This window comes from Leifsonia sp. YAF41 (assembly GCF_052113185.1).
Lineage (GTDB): Bacteria > Actinomycetota > Actinomycetes > Actinomycetales > Microbacteriaceae > Cryobacterium.
In genome coordinates this window covers 79,359-94,990 of the sequence record NZ_JBFRCS010000016.1, presented here as the reverse complement: position 1 = coordinate 94,990, position 15,632 = coordinate 79,359, and the positions used below count along the sequence as shown (strand labels likewise).

The following is a 15,632-nucleotide window of genomic DNA, read 5'->3' as shown; positions in this document are numbered from 1 at the left end:
AAACGAGCGACGCTTTAGTGGCCGCCGTGGCCGTGGGTGCCGCCGTGAGCTGCCGCGTAGGCGTCTGCCTTGGCCTGGTGGCGGTTGGCCACGTCACGGTAGGTCCAGAGCACAGCACCGAGCGCGATGAAGATCACCAGGGCGATCAGACCGTAGGCCCAGGTCGGCATGGGCAGTTCAACGTGCCCGGCTTCGGCCAGAACAGTGGTCACGAAGGACATGAAATTCTCCATTCACAAACGGCGATGAGACGGTGTCGCCGCAACTATCCTAGCGGGGCTACGCACGCACCTGTCCGCTGCCACGCACAATCCACTTGGTGCTGGTGAGCTCCGACAGGCCCATCGGTCCGCGCGCGTGAAGCTTCTGAGTCGAGATTCCGACCTCTGCTCCGAAACCGAATTCGCCGCCATCGGTGAACCGTGTCGAGACGTTCACCATGACCGCGGCCGAATCGACCTCGTTCAAGAATCGTTCGGCGTTGGCGAGGTCGTTGGTGATGATCGACTCGGTGTGTCCGGTCGAGTACCGACGGATGTGGTCGATCGCGTCGTCGAGGGAGTCGACGACGGCGACGGCCAGGTCAAGGCTCATGTATTCGGTGGCCCAGTCCTCGTCTGTGGCGGCGACGGCATCCGGGAAGAACGCACGTGCGCGCTCGTCGGCGTGGATGGTGACGCCGCTGGCGGCGAGCCGGTCCAGCACGGCCGGAAGCAGGCGGGCCGCAGCGTTCTCATGGACGAGCAGAGTCTCGAGTGCATTGCAGACACTCGGGCGCTGCACCTTGGAGTTGTGCACGATTTCGACAGCCCACTCCGGCGTGGCGCTGTCATCCAAAAAGATGTGCACGACGCCGGCGCCGGTTTCGATGACGGGCACCGTGGACTCACTGACGACCGTGTTGATCAGGTTCGCACTCCCCCGCGGGATCAGCACGTCGACGCCGCCACGCGCCTTCATCAGCAGGTTCGCCCCCTCGCGCCCGAACTGGTCGATGGTCTGCACCGATTCGGCCGGCAGACCGACGGATGCCAGCGCATCCTGAATCAGCGCGACGAGCACCCGGTTCGAGTTCTCGGCGGCCGAACCGCCGCGCAACACCGCGGCATTGCCGCTCTTCAACGCCAAAGCGGCAATGTCGACCGTCACGTTTGGGCGTGCCTCGTAGATGACGCCGACCACCCCGAACGGCACACGCACCTGGCTGATCTTGATGCCGTTCGGCAGGCTGCTGCCGCGCACGATCTGACCGACCGGGTCGGTGAGCAAGGCCACGTCGAGCACGGCGACGGCAAGGGCTTCAACGCGGGCAGGGTCAAGCCGCAGCCGGTCGAGAAGCCCGGTGCTGAGTCCGTTCGTGATGCCGGCGGTCAGGTCGAGTCCGTTCGCTTCGACGATTGCCGCGACGTTGGCACGCAGCGCCGTCGCAATGGCGACCAGTGCCCGGTTCTTGACCTCGGTCGGTGCGGAGGCGAGAGCGAGTGACGCGGTGCGGGCAGCCGAGAGAGTCGGAGTGAGTACGGTGACGGGGTAAGACGACGGCGACATGCCGCCAGTTTACGGGAGCGGGTGACCGCTCGGCACGGCGGCCGGCTCGAACCAGGTGCCGACGTGTTCGCCGCGCAGAGCCTGGGCGACCAGTGTGGTGGAGGTGACGAGAACGGCGGTTCCGGCGTCGGCGGCGATCCGCGCCGCCGAGACCTTCGTGCTGGCCCCGCCCGTGCCGACGCCCGAAGCGCCGGTCGAGCCGAACTCGACGCCGGGCAGCGAGTCGCCGGCCACAATACGCTCGATGCGTTCCGCACCCGGAAGGTGCGGCGGCTTGGTGTACAGCGCGTCGACGTCGCTGAGCAGAACGAGCACATCCGCCCGGATCAACGTGGCCACCAGCGAGGCCAGCCTGTCGTTGTCGCCGAACCGGATCTCGTGAGTGGCGACGGTGTCGTTCTCGTTGACGATCGGCAGGATGCGCAGCTCGAGCAGGCGTTCCATCGCCCGTTGCGCGTTGCCGCGGTGCGCCGGGTTCTCCAGGTCTCCCGCCGTCAAGAGCACCTGACCGGCGACAATGTCGTAACGGTCGAGGCTGTCTTGATAGCGGAAGATCAGCAGGTTCTGACCGACGGATGCAGCGGCCTGCTGGGTCGCCAAATCCGTCGGTCGTGCATCGAGGTTGAGGTAGGGCATGCCGGTGGCGATCGCCCCAGACGAGACGAGAACAACTTCAGAACCGCGGCCGTGAGCCTCGGCCAGGGCGTCGACGAGCGACGCGATGGCTCCGGCATTGTCACCGCTGATCGACGAGGAGCCGACCTTCACGACAATTCGGGCTGCGTTTCGAATGTGTTCCCGCTCGGTCACGCTCACTCCGAGTCGCCCTCCTGGCTGTTGGCGGCGGCCGGAACCGACGCATCAGAGGAATCAGACGCTGACTTTCCGGAGAACTCCTCGCCATCGCTCGGCCAGAGTCCGGCCTCACGCTCACGGATGAGCTCGGCGCGAGCCGCAGCCTTGGCATCCATGCGACCGAAGTACTCCTCGCGACGCTGGTTGCTCGTGCGTCGGGTGCTCTCGTCGAGACGGGTGTCGGTACCGCGCGGGGCGGTGATGAGCTCGGCCGTCGAGGTGAGAGTGGGCTCCCAGTCGAAGACGACGCCGCTGTTGCCCGGCCCGATGATCACGGTCGAACCGGCGACGGCACCGACGCGGAACAGTTCGTTCTCGACGCCGAGCTTGGCCAGACGGTCGGCGAGGAAGCCGACGGCCTCGTCATTGGTGAAGTTGGTCTGCTGTACCCAGCGCTCCGGCTTGGTGCCGAGGATGCGGTACGTGTTGCCGAAGGTGCCACCCTCGACCTTGATCACGAAGCCGCCGTCGTCGACAGCAACCGGGCGCAGCACGATCCGGGGCTTCCGAGCCTCGGCGGCGGCGACCTCAGCGCGACCCGCCTCAACCGTTTCGGCGAGGGCGTAGTTGAGCTGCTTGAGGCCTTCGTGGGTGACCGTCGAGATCTCGAAGACGCGGTAGCCACGTGCCTCGAGGTCGGGGCGCAGGAACTCGGCGAGCTCACGGGCTTCCGGAACGTCGATCTTGTTCAAGGCGATGAGCTGCGGGCGCTCAAGCAACGGCTTCTGGCCCTCGGGAACCGGGTAGGCCGCGAGTTCGCCGAGAATGATGTCGAGGTCGCTGATGGGGTCGCGACCCGGGTCGAGCGTGGCGCAGTCGAGAACGTGGAGCAGCGCGGTGCACCGCTCGACGTGGCGCAGGAATTCGAGGCCGAGGCCCTTGCCCTCGCTGGCGCCTTCGATGAGGCCGGGAACGTCGGCCATGGTGTAGCGGGTCTCCCCCGCCTGCACGACGCCGAGGTTCGGCTGCAGGGTGGTGAAGGGGTAGTCGGCGATCTTGGGCCGGGCGGCAGACATTGCTGCGATCAGGCTCGACTTGCCGGCCGAGGGGTAGCCGACGAGTGCGACATCCGCGACCGTCTTCAGCTCAAGGTAGACGTCGCCTTCCCAGCCGTGGGTGCCGAGCAGTGCGAAGCCGGGGGCCTTGCGCTTGAGGGAGGCCAGCGCGGCGTTGCCGAGCCCGCCCTGACCGCCGGGCGCGACGATGAGTCGCAGGCCGGGCTCGTTCATGTCCATCAGCTCGTTGCCGTCGACATCCTTGACAACGGTGCCGAGCGGAACCATCAGCTCACGCATCTCGCCGTTGTGGCCGTTGCGGTGATCGCCCATGCCGGGACCGCCGTTGTCGGAGGTGCGGTGCGGGGAGCGRTGGTAACCGAGGAGGGTGGTGGTCTGCGGGTCTGCGACAAGAACGAGGTCGCCGCCGCTGCCGCCATTGCCGCCGTCGGGGCCGGCTAGTGGCTTGAACTTCTCGCGCTTGACAGAGACACAGCCGTCTCCACCGTTGCCCGCTCGCAGATGTAGCGTGACGTGGTCAACGAATGTGGCCATGATGTGCCCCTTTCAGGTGGCGTAAAAATACGTAAGGGCGAGCCGAAGCCCGCCCCTACGTTCAAAACTTGTGGGTGCCTATTCGGCAGCCACCACAATGTTGACAACCTTGCGGCCGCCCTTTGCGCCGAACTGTACCGAGCCCGCTTCGAGAGCGAACAGGGTGTCGTCGCCGCCACGTCCGACGTTCACGCCGGGGTGGAAGTGGGTGCCACGCTGACGAACGATGATCTCGCCCGCGCTGACAACCTGACCACCGAAGCGCTTCACGCCGAGGCGCTGTGCGTTGGAGTCACGACCGTTGCGAGTGGAACTCGCGCCTTTTTTGTGTGCCATCTGTACTTCTCCTCAGACCTAGGCGATGCCGGTGATCTGAACGCGCGTGAGCTCCTGACGGTGCCCCTGACGCTTCTTGTAACCGGTCTTGTTCTTGAACTTCTGGATAACGATCTTCGGGCCGCGGAGGTCGTTGAGAACCTCGGCGGTGACCTTGACGTCGGCCAGTGACTTGGAGTCAGAGGTGATCTTGTCGCCGTCGACGAGAAGCACAGCGGCCAGCTCGACGATGCCGTCCTTGTCAGCCTTGATTCGGTCCATCGTAACGATGGTTCCGACCTCTACCTTCTCCTGCCGGCCACCGGCGCGCACAACTGCGTAAACCACTTTAACGTACCTATCTCTGGGGAGCCGGGGGGTCCCGATTCCTATTGTGGAAAGTCACTGGGATGAACGAGTCAGACTGACTCATTGCTTTTCAGAAAACCTTGGCGAAAGTGTGGACCTAAACGTCCAACACACGCCAAGGGTCAACTTTAGCGGTACAAATGCCCCTCGGTCAAACCGACGCACATCCGTAGAATTCGATGATGACCGTGTTGATCGACAAACCACTGTGGCCCGCGCACAACACGCTCTGGTCACATCTTGTCAGTGATTCCTCAATCGAGGAACTTCACGCCTTCGCGGCGCAGAACGGCATTCCGCGGCGTGCATTCGATCTCGACCACTACGACGTGCCGGAAGCGCGCTACGACGCTCTGGTGGCCGCTGGGGCGCTTCCGGTGGGCATCCGGGAGCTCGTGACGCGCCTCGCCGCCAGCGGTCTGCGTGTGTCGGGTAAGCAGCGCAAACACGGCTAGACGCCGCGCAACGCAGCTCAGCGCCAGTCAGCGCCACTTAACGCAGAAAGGCGGGCCCGTGAGAATCACGGACCCGCCTTTCTGATGCGACCTTAGGAGTTCTTCGCCTCGGTCGACGGTGCGACAACCGGCTGGGCCGTCTGCGTCGGGCCACCGGCCGTGCTGACGCGACGGCTGCGTGAGCGGCCCTGTCCCGGCTGCTTGGGCTCAGGAAGCGCATCGAGCACCGAGTCGAGCAGCTGGTCGGTGACCTGCTTGCTCACCGTGCGCTTGCCGCGCTGCGACTTGCGCACCGGAATGTCGAGAATCTCGACCGATTCCGTTTCGAGCGACTCGGCGACCGCAGCTGCCTGGGCGGGGGCGGATGCCGGAGCCTCGGTTGTAACAGCGGCGACGGCCGGTGCTGCACCGACGACCGGCACCGAACCGGTGTGGGTGTGCGGAATGGTGCTGGCCGCGATCAGGGCGAGGGCGTGCTTGGCATCCTCGGTGATTCCGTGGGTGCCGTTGCCGGCCTTGGCCGCGTCGGCGTGCGGAGCGGACGAACCAGCGCCGGCGTTGCCGTTGTTGCCCGAGCTGGAGTTGCCGTTGCCACCGTTGTTGTTGCTGTTGCCCGACTTGGAGCGCGGTCGGCGCTCCAGGCTCGGCTGCGCGGTCTGACGGTGCTTGATGACGGGGTCGTGGTGAACGATGATTCCGCGGCCGGCGCAGACCTCACAGTTCTCGCTGAACGACTCGAGCAGGCCGAGGCCGAGCTTCTTACGCGTCATCTGCACGAGGCCGAGCGAGGTGACCTCGGCAACCTGGTGCTTCGTGCGGTCGCGGCTCAGGCATTCGATCAGTCGACGCAGCACGAGGTCGCGGTTCGACTCCAGCACCATGTCGATGAAGTCGACGACGATGATGCCGCCGATGTCGCGCAGGCGCAGCTGACGAACGATTTCTTCGGCGGCTTCGAGGTTGTTCTTGGTGACGGTCTCTTCGAGGTTTCCGCCCGAACCGACGAACTTGCCGGTGTTGACGTCGACGACGGTCATGGCCTCGGTGCGGTCGATGACGAGCGAGCCACCCGACGGCAGCCAGACCTTGCGGTCGAGCGCCTTCTCGATCTGCTCCGAAATGCGGAACTCGTCGAAGGCATCCTGGGTCGGGTTGTCGTACTTCTCGACGCGCTCGAGCAGGTCGGGGGCGACCTGACGCAGGTAGCTCTCGATGACCTCGCGGGAATCTTCGCCCGAGATGACCATCTTCTGGAAGTCTTCGTTGAAGACGTCGCGCACGATCTTGATCAGGAGGTCGGGTTCGCTGTGCAGCAAGGCGGGAGCCTGCACGGTGTCGACCATCTTGCTGATGACGGCCCACTGGGCGGTCAGGCGGTTCACGTCGAGCGTCAGCTGCTCGTCGGTCGCACCCTCGGCGGCGGTGCGCACGATGACGCCCACGTTGTCGGGAAGAACCTCTTTGAGGATCTTCTTCAGACGTGCGCGCTCGGTGTCGGGAAGCTTGCGGCTGATCCCGTTCATCGATCCGTTCGGCACATACACGAGGTAGCGGCCGGGCAGCGAGATCTGGCTGGTCAGACGCGCACCCTTGTGACCGACCGGGTCTTTGGTGACCTGTACGAGAACCTTGTCGCCCGGCTTCAGCGCCAGTTCGATTCGGCGGGCCTGGTTGCCGGTTGTGGAGTTCTCGGCCGCGGCATCCCAGTCAACTTCACCGGAGTAGAGAACCGCGTTGCGGCCGCGTCCGATGTCGACGAATGCAGCTTCCATGCTCGGAAGCACGTTCTGCACCTTGCCGAGGTAGACGTTTCCGATCAGCGAGGCATCCTGGTTCTTGGCCACATAGTGCTCAACGAGCACGCCGTCTTCGAGAACGCCGATCTGAATCTTGTTGTGCTTGGCACGCACGACCATCGAGCGGTCAACCGATTCGCGGCGGGCCAGAAACTCAGCCTCGGTGATGACCGGACGTCGGCGTCCGGCGTCACGGCCGTCACGACGGCGCTGCTTCTTGGCTTCGAGGCGTGTCGATCCCTTGATGCGCTGCGGCTCGGTGATGAGCTCTGGCTCGCGCGGGGTGCGCACCTTGACCACGGTGTTGGCCGGGTCGTCAGAGCCTGACCGGCCTTCGTCACCGGAGCGGCGACGGGCACGACGACGAACCGTCGACGACTCTTCATCGTCATCGTCGTCGCGGCGCGCACTCGTGCGCGGCGGCAGCGGCAGGATGTCGGGCGCCTGGAAGATCAGCGACGTCGTCGGCCGGCGCACCGGGGCTACAGTCTCGGCGTCGGCGGTTGTTTCATCGGTCACGGTCACGCCCTGGTTCGCATCGGGAGTCGGCTTGTCGGCCGACGCGGCGGCGGCCACAAATGCTTGTGCCACCGGATCGTGCTCAATGTCCAACGAGCCAGGCTGAACATCGAGAGCCGGCTGAGCCGGGGCGGCCTCAGGCTGCTGCTCAGCAGTGACTGCGGGTACGGATTTACGTGCTGACTTGCGCGTGCCGAAGAGGCCCTTGCGCTTCTTGATTTCGTTGTCTTCCACCATCACTGGTGTGCTCCTTGACCGGTCTGGGCAACCGCGCCGCCCATCCGGGTACTCTCTCGTGCGGAGTTGTCGCTTACGCGTCTCCCCCGCGAATCCTATATTTCGTGTGCAACCGGCTCTTGGCTCTGGCTGCTAATACCTTTGGTCGTGGGACCAATGAATCTGGGCGATCACAGCCCATTAAGCCTTCTCTGGCGTCAGCTTGAGCGCGGCTCAAGCGACTTCCTCGATTATCGCATGCAAACGTGAGATCGTGCGCGCGCCACATGACATAATCCCAGGGTGTCCCTCAGCGAACTGTCCAAGCGCCCACGCGGCCTTGCCCTTTTTCTCATCATCGCCGGCGTCATCGGCTTCGGAGCAGCGTTCGCCCTGACTCTCGACAAAATTCATCTGCTCGAGAACCCCGACGCCCAGCTCTCCTGCAATTTCAGTGTTCTGATCGGCTGCAGCACCAACCTGGCTTCGTGGCAGGGATCGCTGTTCGGATTCCCCAACCCGTTGATCGGGATCGCCGCCTGGAGCGTCGTCATCACGATCGGCGTGGCGATTCTCGCCGGGGCACGGTTCGCCCGCTGGTTCTGGATCGGCTTCAACGTGGGAGTGACCGGTGCACTCGCCTTCGTCATCTGGCTGATCATTCAGAGCATCTACGTGCTCGACATCCTGTGCCCGTGGTGCATGGTGACCTGGTCGGTGACGATCCCGACGTTCCTGGCGGTCACGCTGTACAACCTGAAAACCGGACATATTCCGGTTCCGGAATTCTTCAGGCGCCGAGCAGAAATCGCCTACTCCTGGATCTTCGTGATCACGATCGCCTGCTACATCGTCGTCGCGATCTTCGCGCCAACTGCAGTCTCGCGGAGGTAGTGCGGGGTTTGAGGCTACTTGAACCAGAGGGCCAGTTCGCGAGTCGCCGACTCGGGCGAGTCGGAACCGTGAACCAGGTTCTGCTGAACCTTGAGGCCCCAGTCGCGGCCCAGGTCGCCACGGATCGTTCCCGGCGCAGCCAGCGTCGGGTCGGTCGTGCCGGCCAGAACGCGGAAACCCTCGATGACGCGGTTGCCCGCGACACGGATCGCGACGACGGGGCCGCTCTCCATGAACTCGACGAGCGGGATGTAGAACGGCTTGCCTTCGTGCTCGGCATAATGAGTGGCGAGCAGCGCACGGTCGGCCTGAATCAGCTTGACATCGACCAAGGAGTAGCCCTTGGCCTCGATGCGACGCAGGATCTCGCCGGTCAAGTTGCGGGCGACGCCGTCGGGCTTCACCAAAACCAGGGTTTCTTCGATCTGGGTACTCATGCGATCTCCTTCTGATGATCTATTCTCGAGCCGTTGACCATGCAGTAGACCCACATGGCGGCAAAAATTGCGCCAATGAAAAACATCACCGGATTGAGGAATCCGGACAAAACGATGATCGCCTGGATAGCCCAGCCGACCGCGTACGCCCACTGGTACTGCAGCAGCGCGATTGTGGCGAGCATGATCACGCAGAGCAGCGCTCCGCCACCGAGCGCGAAGACGGGTGGCAATGCGCCGAGTCCGAAGAAAACCAATGCGGCCAGGAAGACCACGATCGTCTCAAAGCCGAGCACGATCGACGCCAACGATCGTTTGACCGAACGGGGCCGGGCGGGGCGCGGAGCGCCGGAGGCGCCGCTGGCGTCTGAACTCACTTGGCCATCCAATCGTGTGACTCTGCCACGGCAATCGCCTCACCGATCAAGGTGATCGATCCGGTGACGACGACGGCACGGCGCGGCACCTCGCTCGCCCAGTCCCGTGCAGCCTCGAGGGCTTCGGCGATGTCGCCGTGACGGAAGGTGTTCTCGTCCCCGGTCAGCTCAGCGACCAGGTCGGCGAGTTCGTCGACCGCGATCGCTCGCTCTGAGTGCGACTGCGTGACGTGGAAGCGGGTGGCCATCGGCGCGAGCGTCGTGACAATTCCGGCCGCATCCTTGTCGGTGAGCACACCGAGCACGACCGCGATCTCGTCGAAGTCGAAGTAGCTGCCGACGGCGTCGACGAGTGCCGCCGCCCCGTGGGGGTTGTGCGCGGCATCCGCCAGAACCGTCGGCTCGATGCCGACCAACTGCAGGCGTCCGGCCGAATTGGCCGTGGCCAACCCCTCGGCGAGGAGGTCGCCGACGAGCATCTGCGTGCCGGCGCCGAGGAACGACTCGACAGCCGCAATCGCCACCGCGGCGTTCTGCGCCTGGTGCGTGCCGTACATCGGCAGGAACAGGTCGGAGTAGGTGCCGGCGAGGCCGCGCACGGAGATCAGCTGCCCACCGACGGCGATCTTCGAGTCAAGAAGCTCGAAGGCGTCGCCTTCGGCCGAGAAACGCGATTCGGTCAGGTCGGCGGCGCGCTGCAACTCGCTCTGCACGTCGCTCGTCTGACGTGCCGACACGATCGCCGCCGCCGGCTTGATGATTCCCGCCTTGGTGCGGGCGATCTCAGCGGGCGTGCTGCCGAGTCGGTTCATGTGGTCGAGCGCGATCGGGGTGAAGACGGCAACCTGGCCGTCGGCCACGTTCGTGGAGTCCCACTCGCCGCCCATCCCGACCTCGATCACCGCGACATCCACCGGAGCGTCGGCGAAACAGGCGAACGCCAACACCGTGAGCGCCTCGAAGAAGGTGAGCGGCTCGTCGCCGGCGGCGATCAGCTCAGCGTCGACCATCTGCAGGTACGGGGTCACGTCGGCCCAGTTCGCGGCGAGCATCTCGTCGCTGATCGGCTCACCGTCGATGACGATGCGCTCATTCAACCGCACCAGGTGCGGGCTGGTCATCAGCCCGGTGCGCAGGCCGTAGGCCCGCAGGATGCTTTCGGCGATCCGGCTGGTGCTCGTCTTGCCGTTGGTGCCGGTGATGTGAATGATCGGGTACGAGGTCTGCGGGTCGCCCAGCAGATCGAGAACCCGACGGGTGGGCTCGAGGCGGGGCTGCGGTGCAGACTCGCCGACCCGGGCGAGCAGTGCGGTGAACACGGCATCCCCGGCCTCACGCCAGTCGTCGTTCAGGTCGTCAGACATTGAAAAGTCCGTTCTCTCGGGCCACTGCAACAATCAGCGGTCCTTGGTTGACGTAGTGCTCTGCGTCGAAACGCACGTAGTGTTCGACCACCGCTCCGGTGACCGCGGGCAGCCATTCCGACGGCACGACGTTCGCCACGGCGGCGGCGTCGAACCCGGTCGAGGCGCTGTGCACGCTGAAGTCGACGGCCAAGGTCTCCCCCGCCACGTCGACGCTCACCGCGCGGGCGAACGAGTCGGCGTCATCCTGGCTGAAGAAGACCAGGTCGAGACGGATGCGGTCGCTCACCTCGAAGCCGGCCGACTTGCGGGTGTCCTGCACGCCACGGATGACGTCGCGGGCGAAACCTTCGGACTCCAGCTCTGGGGTGGTCACGGTGTCGAGAAGCGCGAATCCACCACCCGGAAGCAGCGCGAGGGCAGAGTCTGCCGCACCGGATTCCTGGCTGGTGGCCAGCGCCAGTTCGTACTCGCCTTCCACCAACGCGATTCCACCGGCGGTGACGACGCCGTCGACCTCGCTCCAGTCGCCCGTGCGGGCGGCCTGGATGACCTGCTGCACGTTCTTGCCCAGACGGGGTCCGGCGGCACGGGCGTTGACGGTCAGTTTCGACGTGATGCCGTAGGCGGAGGCGCTGTCGTCGGCGAGCTCGACCAGGTCGATGTTCTTGACGTTGAGCTCTTCGCGCAGGATCGCGTCGAACGGGGCGAGTGCGGCGATGTTCGACGTGACGACGGTCAGCGTGGCCAGCGGAAGGCGCACGCGAAGGCCGGCCTGCTTGCGCAGGGACAGCACGGTGGAGCTGATCGCCCGAACCTGGTCCATCGCCGTGACGAGGGTGGCGTCGGCCGGGAAGGCCGAGGCGTCGGGCCAATYGGTCAGATGCACGCTTCGCCCACCGGTCAGACCCTGCCAGATGCGCTCGGAGATGAGCGGGAGCAGCGGGGCGGCGACACGGGTGACCGTTTCCAGCACCGTGTACAGGGTGTCGAAGGCGTCACTGCCGGTGCCGTCTTCTGCGACTCCATCCCAGAACCGGTCGCGGGAGCGACGCACGTACCAGTTGGTCAGCACGTCGGCGAAGTCGCGCAGGCGGCCGGCGGCGAGGGTGCTGTCGAGCAGCTCGAGGTCGTTGCCGACCTCTTCGATCAGGTCGCGGGTCTTGGCCAGCAGGTAACGGTCGAGCACATCGGTCGAGTCGGTGCGCCAGGTGGCGGTGTAGCCGTTCTCGCCCGATGCGTTGGCGTAGAGGGAGAAGAAGTACCAGGTGCTCCAGAGCGGCAGCATCACCTGACGCACACCCTCACGGATGCCCTCCTCGGTGACGACGAGGTTGCCACCGCGCAGCACGGGGGAACTCATCAGGAACCAGCGCATCGCATCCGAGCCGTCGCGGTCGAAGACCTCGTTGACGTCGGGATAGTTGCGCAGCGACTTCGACATCTTCTGGCCGTCGTTGCCGAGCACGATGCCGTGGCTGACGACGTTCTTGAATGCCGGACGGTCGAACAGCGCCGTGGAGAGCACGTGCAGCACGTAGAACCAGCCACGGGTCTGCCCGATGTACTCGACGATGAAGTCGGCCGGGTTGTGGCTGTCGAACCATTCCTGGTTCTCGAACGGGTAGTGCGCCTGCGCGAACGGCATCGAACCGGAGTCGAACCAGACGTCGAGCACGTCGCTGATGCGGCGCATGGTGGACTGGCCGGTCGGGTCGTCGGGGTTCGGCCGGGTCAGCTCGTCGATGTACGGGCGGTGCAGGTCGGTGGGGCGCACGCCGAAGTCGGCTTCGAGTTCGTCGAGCGAACCGTAGACGTCGATGCGCGGGTATTCGGGGTTGTCGCTCTTCCAGACCGGGATGGGCGAACCCCAGTATCGGTTGCGGCTGATCGACCAGTCGCGTGCGTTGGCGACCCATTTGCCGAATTGGCCGTCTTTGACGTTGTCGGGAACCCAGTTGATGTCCTGGTTCAACTCGACCATGCGGTCGCGGATCTGGGTCACGCGCACGAACCAGCTCGAGACGGCCTTGTAGATCAGCGGGTTGCGGCAGCGCCAGCAGTGCGGGTACGAGTGCTCGTAGCTGGCCTGGCGGAGGAGGCGCCCCTCGGCCTTGAGCAGCTGGGTGAGCGGCTTGTTGGCGTCAGACCACAGCTGGCCGGCGACCTCGGTCACCTCGGGCAGGAACTTTCCGCCGTCGTCGAGCGAGAGGATGACGGGGATGCCGGCGGCCTCACAGACCTTCTGGTCTTCCTCACCGTAGGCGGGAGCCTGATGCACGATGCCGGTACCGTCGGCGGTCGTGACGTAGTCGGCGAGCAGGATCGTCCAGGCGTTCTCGGTGCCCCACTCCGCGGTGTCGGCGTAGTAGTCGAACAGGCGGTCGTAGGAGACGCCTTCCAGCTCGCTGCCCGAGACGGTGCGCGAGACGGCGGCGAGTGCCTCTTCTGCGCTGTCGTAGCCGAGGTCCTTCGCGTAGTTGCCGACGAGGTCGATCGCCAGCATGTACTCGGCGCCGAGCACCTCGGTGGCTCCGCCGTCGTGTGCGACGGCAGCGTCTTCGCGCAGCACCGTCGCATCCGGTGTGCCGTTCGGTCCGGCCGGCAGCACGGCGTACTGGATGGCCGGGCCCACCGCGAGGGCGAAGTTGGTCGGCAGTGTCCACGGCGTCGTCGTCCAGGCGAGAGCGCGCACGGCGGTAAGGCCGAGGCTTTCGGCTTTCGTGCCGATCAGCGGGAACGTGACGGTGACCGTCTGGTCCTGGCGCATCTTGTAGACGTCGTCGTCCATGCGCAGTTCGTGGTTCGACAGCGGGGTCTGGTCGCGCCAGCAGTACGGGAGCACACGGTAGCCCTCGTAGGCGAGGCCCTTCTCGTGCAGCTGCTTGAACGCCCAGATCACCGACTCCATGAAGGTAATGTCAAGCGTCTTGTAGTCGTTGTCGAAGTCGACCCAGCGCGCCTGGCGGGTGACGTAGTCCTGCCATTCGTGCGTGTACTTGAGCACCGAGTCGCGTGCGACCTCGTTGAAGGCGGCGAGGCCCATCTCCTCGATCTGGCTCTTGTCGGTGATGCCGAGCTGCCGCTCGGCCTCGAGCTCGGCGGGCAGGCCGTGGGTGTCCCAGCCGAAGCGGCGGTGCACCTGCTTGCCGCGCATGGTCTGGAAGCGCGGGAAGAGGTCTTTCGCGTAGCCGGTCAGCAGGTGACCGTAGTGCGGCAGGCCATTCGCGAAGGGCGGGCCGTCGTAGAAGACCCACTCCGGGGCATCCTCGCGGTTGTCGATCGACGCCTGGAAGGTGTTGTCCTGCTTCCAGTAGGCGAGAACCTCGGTCTCGATCTCCGGAAAATTCGGCGAGGCGACAACGCCGGGCTGAACAGCCTGGCCGAATGCGCCCGTCGACTCGGGAGCGGGGGTTGAGCCATCTGAAGAGCTCGGGGTCTGACCCTGGGGGTACGTCATGGTTCTCCTGGACGAGTTGGCTCTGCAGCCCTTGTTCCACGAGGACGAACGATTCTCGCCTCGAGAACCGCCGCGGTACCACCTCGCTTGCCGCCGCTTGACCCGGATTCAGATCAGCCGACGACCGCTTATTCACCGGCTATGACGGGCCAGAACCGTTCGGCTCTACTGAAAACAGCGCCGAAGCGATGTTTCGTTCTTCCGAAAACTCCCCGGTGATGGCCGGATCAGTGTCAGTGTCAGCAATTCTACCGTCCGTTTGTGGGCGGAATTGCCTGTCTCGTACATTCCAGAAGGGTGGTGTGCTCTGAAGGTACACAATGGCTGGCGGTGAGCCCCGCCCTGATCTTCGATGCAAGGTGTTCAGTCGGCAACACCCCAAAGTCAATTTTTCGGCGGGCTCGCCTAGACGCCGACCATACGCGCGACCGCCGAGATGACGAGGAAAACACCAATGCCGATCCCGCCTATTCCGGGATAAATGAGGTCACGCGGTTTGCCAAACTGGATAACGAACATCCCAGCCTTGCCGACTCTTTCCCTCATGCTGCGTCGAATCTGATCGAAGACATGTTGGCGCTTTGCCAGGATGTAGACACCGATCGTGAAGGCGAGGGCGCCTCCGAGGAAATGCACGATTGTCATTACCAGTTCTAGATTCATGAATTCCACGCGCCTCTTGAATGATGGTTGGCCAGTAGCGTTTCCCGCGCCGCCGTACCCGATGCGGCCTAACGATCCTTATGCTCTGGTCCAAGGAACCCATCCGTCATCGGGATCTGCTGAAGGGCTTCGTTCATCGCTTCTGGTGAAAGGTTGTGGTGGTGGGCGTCCCGCAAATTCAACTGGACTCGGTTACTGCGGTGGGATGTGTGGAGTCGGAGCAGGATCGCGGGATGATTTCTGAATTCCTCACTGACCTCGCCCACAGCCGCTGATTCAATGTCTGAATCGGAGAGTGTGAGAGTCGGTTCTGCGACCCCAGCCTCCCAGAATTTGATGGCAGTAGCGCCAATGCTGACGCCGACCGCAGGAATTGATAGGTAGGACGACCCGTGAATTCGCCAGCCAAGTCGGCTCAGCTGAGTCTTGACGGGCGGATAGATGAACGCGATGAAATGGGTGGCGTTCGGATCGGCGGTCAGCATCAGCTCCCAGGTGCGGCTGGACTTCCGACGACGGAGCCGTGCCACCACCACCATGAATGCGAATCCGGCCAGCAGCATGGGCAGTCCCATGACCAGAAACGGGAGGAGCGCGTTCGATGCGTGCTCAGCTCGCTTCAGAATGAGCCATCCAAGCGTCACGCCAGTGGCCAGGAGTGCCGCCATTGCTCGCCAATTGACATGTTTCATTCGGCGGGCCTCCCGCAAGCGCCTCGATCGCTGGCCACACGAAGCGATTCCAAGTGATGACCAATCCGTTCCAGCTCGTCAACCTTCAAGTGTGAGAAGCCGAGCCACGTTTCTGCCGCAAC

15 protein-coding genes are annotated in these 15,632 nt (G+C 64.5%); 2 read left to right on the top strand and 13 right to left on the bottom strand.

The features are described 5' to 3' along the window. Positions 1-14 precede the first annotated feature (14 nt). The 6 genes from AB4Y63_RS17220 to rplU all read right to left on the bottom strand — a co-directional run bounded on the left by AB4Y63_RS17220 (position 15) and on the right by rplU (position 4,616). Positions 15-221 carry a hypothetical protein gene (locus AB4Y63_RS17220; protein ID WP_441792294.1) on the bottom strand — a complete coding sequence of 69 codons (207 nt, stop codon included), beginning with the start codon at positions 219-221 and terminating at the stop codon, positions 15-17. A 58-nt stretch (positions 222-279) separates the two neighbouring features. Next, entirely contained in the window at positions 280-1,548 is a 1,269-nt protein-coding gene (locus AB4Y63_RS17215; RefSeq protein ID WP_441792293.1) for a glutamate-5-semialdehyde dehydrogenase, read from the bottom strand. A 9-nt stretch (positions 1,549-1,557) separates the two neighbouring features. Then, positions 1,558-2,364, bottom strand: a complete 807-nt coding sequence (gene proB / locus AB4Y63_RS17210; RefSeq protein ID WP_441792292.1) for a glutamate 5-kinase — start codon at positions 2,362-2,364, stop codon at positions 1,558-1,560. After that, a complete protein-coding gene (gene obgE / locus AB4Y63_RS17205) occupies positions 2,361-3,953 on the bottom strand; it encodes a GTPase ObgE (RefSeq protein ID WP_441792291.1) in 1,593 nt (530 codons plus the stop codon). Before obgE ends, proB begins: the two co-directional genes overlap by 4 nt. A gap of 78 nt (positions 3,954-4,031) precedes the next feature. Beyond that, positions 4,032-4,289 (bottom strand): 50S ribosomal protein L27, encoded by a 258-nt coding sequence (gene rpmA, locus AB4Y63_RS17200; RefSeq protein ID WP_092323831.1) that lies wholly within the window; start codon positions 4,287-4,289, stop codon positions 4,032-4,034. An 18-nt stretch (positions 4,290-4,307) separates the two neighbouring features. Continuing rightward, positions 4,308-4,616, bottom strand: coding sequence for a 50S ribosomal protein L21 (rplU, locus tag AB4Y63_RS17195; protein WP_441792290.1), 309 nt, complete (start codon positions 4,614-4,616; stop codon positions 4,308-4,310). Positions 4,617-4,819: 203 nt separating this feature from the next. On the opposite strand from rplU, the gene AB4Y63_RS17190 reads away from it, so the two are divergent. Then, complete coding sequence (locus AB4Y63_RS17190) at positions 4,820-5,092, top strand: DUF4031 domain-containing protein (protein ID WP_441792289.1); 273 nt, start codon at positions 4,820-4,822, stop codon at positions 5,090-5,092. Positions 5,093-5,184: 92 nt separating this feature from the next. Here AB4Y63_RS17190 and AB4Y63_RS17185 read toward each other — a convergent pair whose 3' ends face one another. Then, entirely contained in the window at positions 5,185-7,644 is a 2,460-nt protein-coding gene (locus tag AB4Y63_RS17185) for an Rne/Rng family ribonuclease (RefSeq protein WP_441792288.1), read from the bottom strand. Between the two features lie 282 nt (positions 7,645-7,926). On the opposite strand from AB4Y63_RS17185, the gene AB4Y63_RS17180 reads away from it, so the two are divergent. Continuing rightward, positions 7,927-8,517 (top strand): vitamin K epoxide reductase family protein, encoded by a 591-nt coding sequence (locus tag AB4Y63_RS17180; RefSeq protein ID WP_441792287.1) that lies wholly within the window; start codon positions 7,927-7,929, stop codon positions 8,515-8,517. A gap of 14 nt (positions 8,518-8,531) precedes the next feature. On the opposite strand, the gene ndk is transcribed toward AB4Y63_RS17180, so the two are convergent. From ndk to AB4Y63_RS17150, 6 genes are all read right to left on the bottom strand, one after another. Next, positions 8,532-8,954, bottom strand: a complete 423-nt coding sequence (gene ndk, locus AB4Y63_RS17175) for a nucleoside-diphosphate kinase (protein ID WP_441792286.1) — start codon at positions 8,952-8,954, stop codon at positions 8,532-8,534. Further along, on the bottom strand, positions 8,951-9,331 hold the full coding sequence (locus tag AB4Y63_RS17170; protein WP_441792285.1) for a DUF4233 domain-containing protein: 381 nt from the start codon (positions 9,329-9,331) through the stop codon (positions 8,951-8,953). The genes ndk and AB4Y63_RS17170 overlap by 4 nt, the downstream gene beginning before the upstream one ends. Next, positions 9,328-10,695, bottom strand: a complete 1,368-nt coding sequence (locus AB4Y63_RS17165; RefSeq protein ID WP_441792284.1) for a bifunctional folylpolyglutamate synthase/dihydrofolate synthase — start codon at positions 10,693-10,695, stop codon at positions 9,328-9,330. Before AB4Y63_RS17165 ends, AB4Y63_RS17170 begins: the two co-directional genes overlap by 4 nt. After that, positions 10,688-14,155: an isoleucine--tRNA ligase gene (gene ileS / locus AB4Y63_RS17160; RefSeq protein WP_441792283.1), complete on the bottom strand. Its 3,468-nt coding sequence runs from the start codon at positions 14,153-14,155 to the stop codon at positions 10,688-10,690. Before ileS ends, AB4Y63_RS17165 begins: the two co-directional genes overlap by 8 nt. 405 nt (positions 14,156-14,560) lie before the next feature. Then, on the bottom strand, positions 14,561-14,818 hold the full coding sequence (locus AB4Y63_RS17155; protein ID WP_441792282.1) for a hypothetical protein: 258 nt from the start codon (positions 14,816-14,818) through the stop codon (positions 14,561-14,563). A gap of 68 nt (positions 14,819-14,886) precedes the next feature. Continuing rightward, on the bottom strand, positions 14,887-15,510 hold the full coding sequence (locus AB4Y63_RS17150) for a hypothetical protein (RefSeq protein ID WP_441792281.1): 624 nt from the start codon (positions 15,508-15,510) through the stop codon (positions 14,887-14,889). Positions 15,511-15,632: the final 122 nt, after the last annotated feature.

Excerpts from the sequence above, each read along its gene's own strand:
- ndk (WP_441792286.1), bottom strand. The coding sequence starts at position 8,954 with ATGAGTACCCAGATCGAAGAAACCCTGGTTTTGGTGAAGCCCGACGGC.
- AB4Y63_RS17150 (WP_441792281.1), bottom strand. The coding sequence starts at position 15,510 with ATGAAACATGTCAATTGGCGAGCAATGGCGGCACTCCTGGCCACTGGC.
- AB4Y63_RS17165 (WP_441792284.1), bottom strand. The coding sequence starts at position 10,695 with ATGTCTGACGACCTGAACGACGACTGGCGTGAGGCCGGGGATGCCGTG.
- AB4Y63_RS17215 (WP_441792293.1), bottom strand. The coding sequence starts at position 1,548 with ATGTCGCCGTCGTCTTACCCCGTCACCGTACTCACTCCGACTCTCTCG.
- AB4Y63_RS17185 (WP_441792288.1), bottom strand. The coding sequence starts at position 7,644 with ATGGTGGAAGACAACGAAATCAAGAAGCGCAAGGGCCTCTTCGGCACG.
- AB4Y63_RS17220 (WP_441792294.1), bottom strand. The coding sequence starts at position 221 with ATGTCCTTCGTGACCACTGTTCTGGCCGAAGCCGGGCACGTTGAACTG.
- rpmA (WP_092323831.1), bottom strand. The coding sequence starts at position 4,289 with ATGGCACACAAAAAAGGCGCGAGTTCCACTCGCAACGGTCGTGACTCC.
- AB4Y63_RS17190 (WP_441792289.1), top strand. The coding sequence starts at position 4,820 with ATGACCGTGTTGATCGACAAACCACTGTGGCCCGCGCACAACACGCTC.
- AB4Y63_RS17155 (WP_441792282.1), bottom strand. The coding sequence starts at position 14,818 with ATGAATCTAGAACTGGTAATGACAATCGTGCATTTCCTCGGAGGCGCC.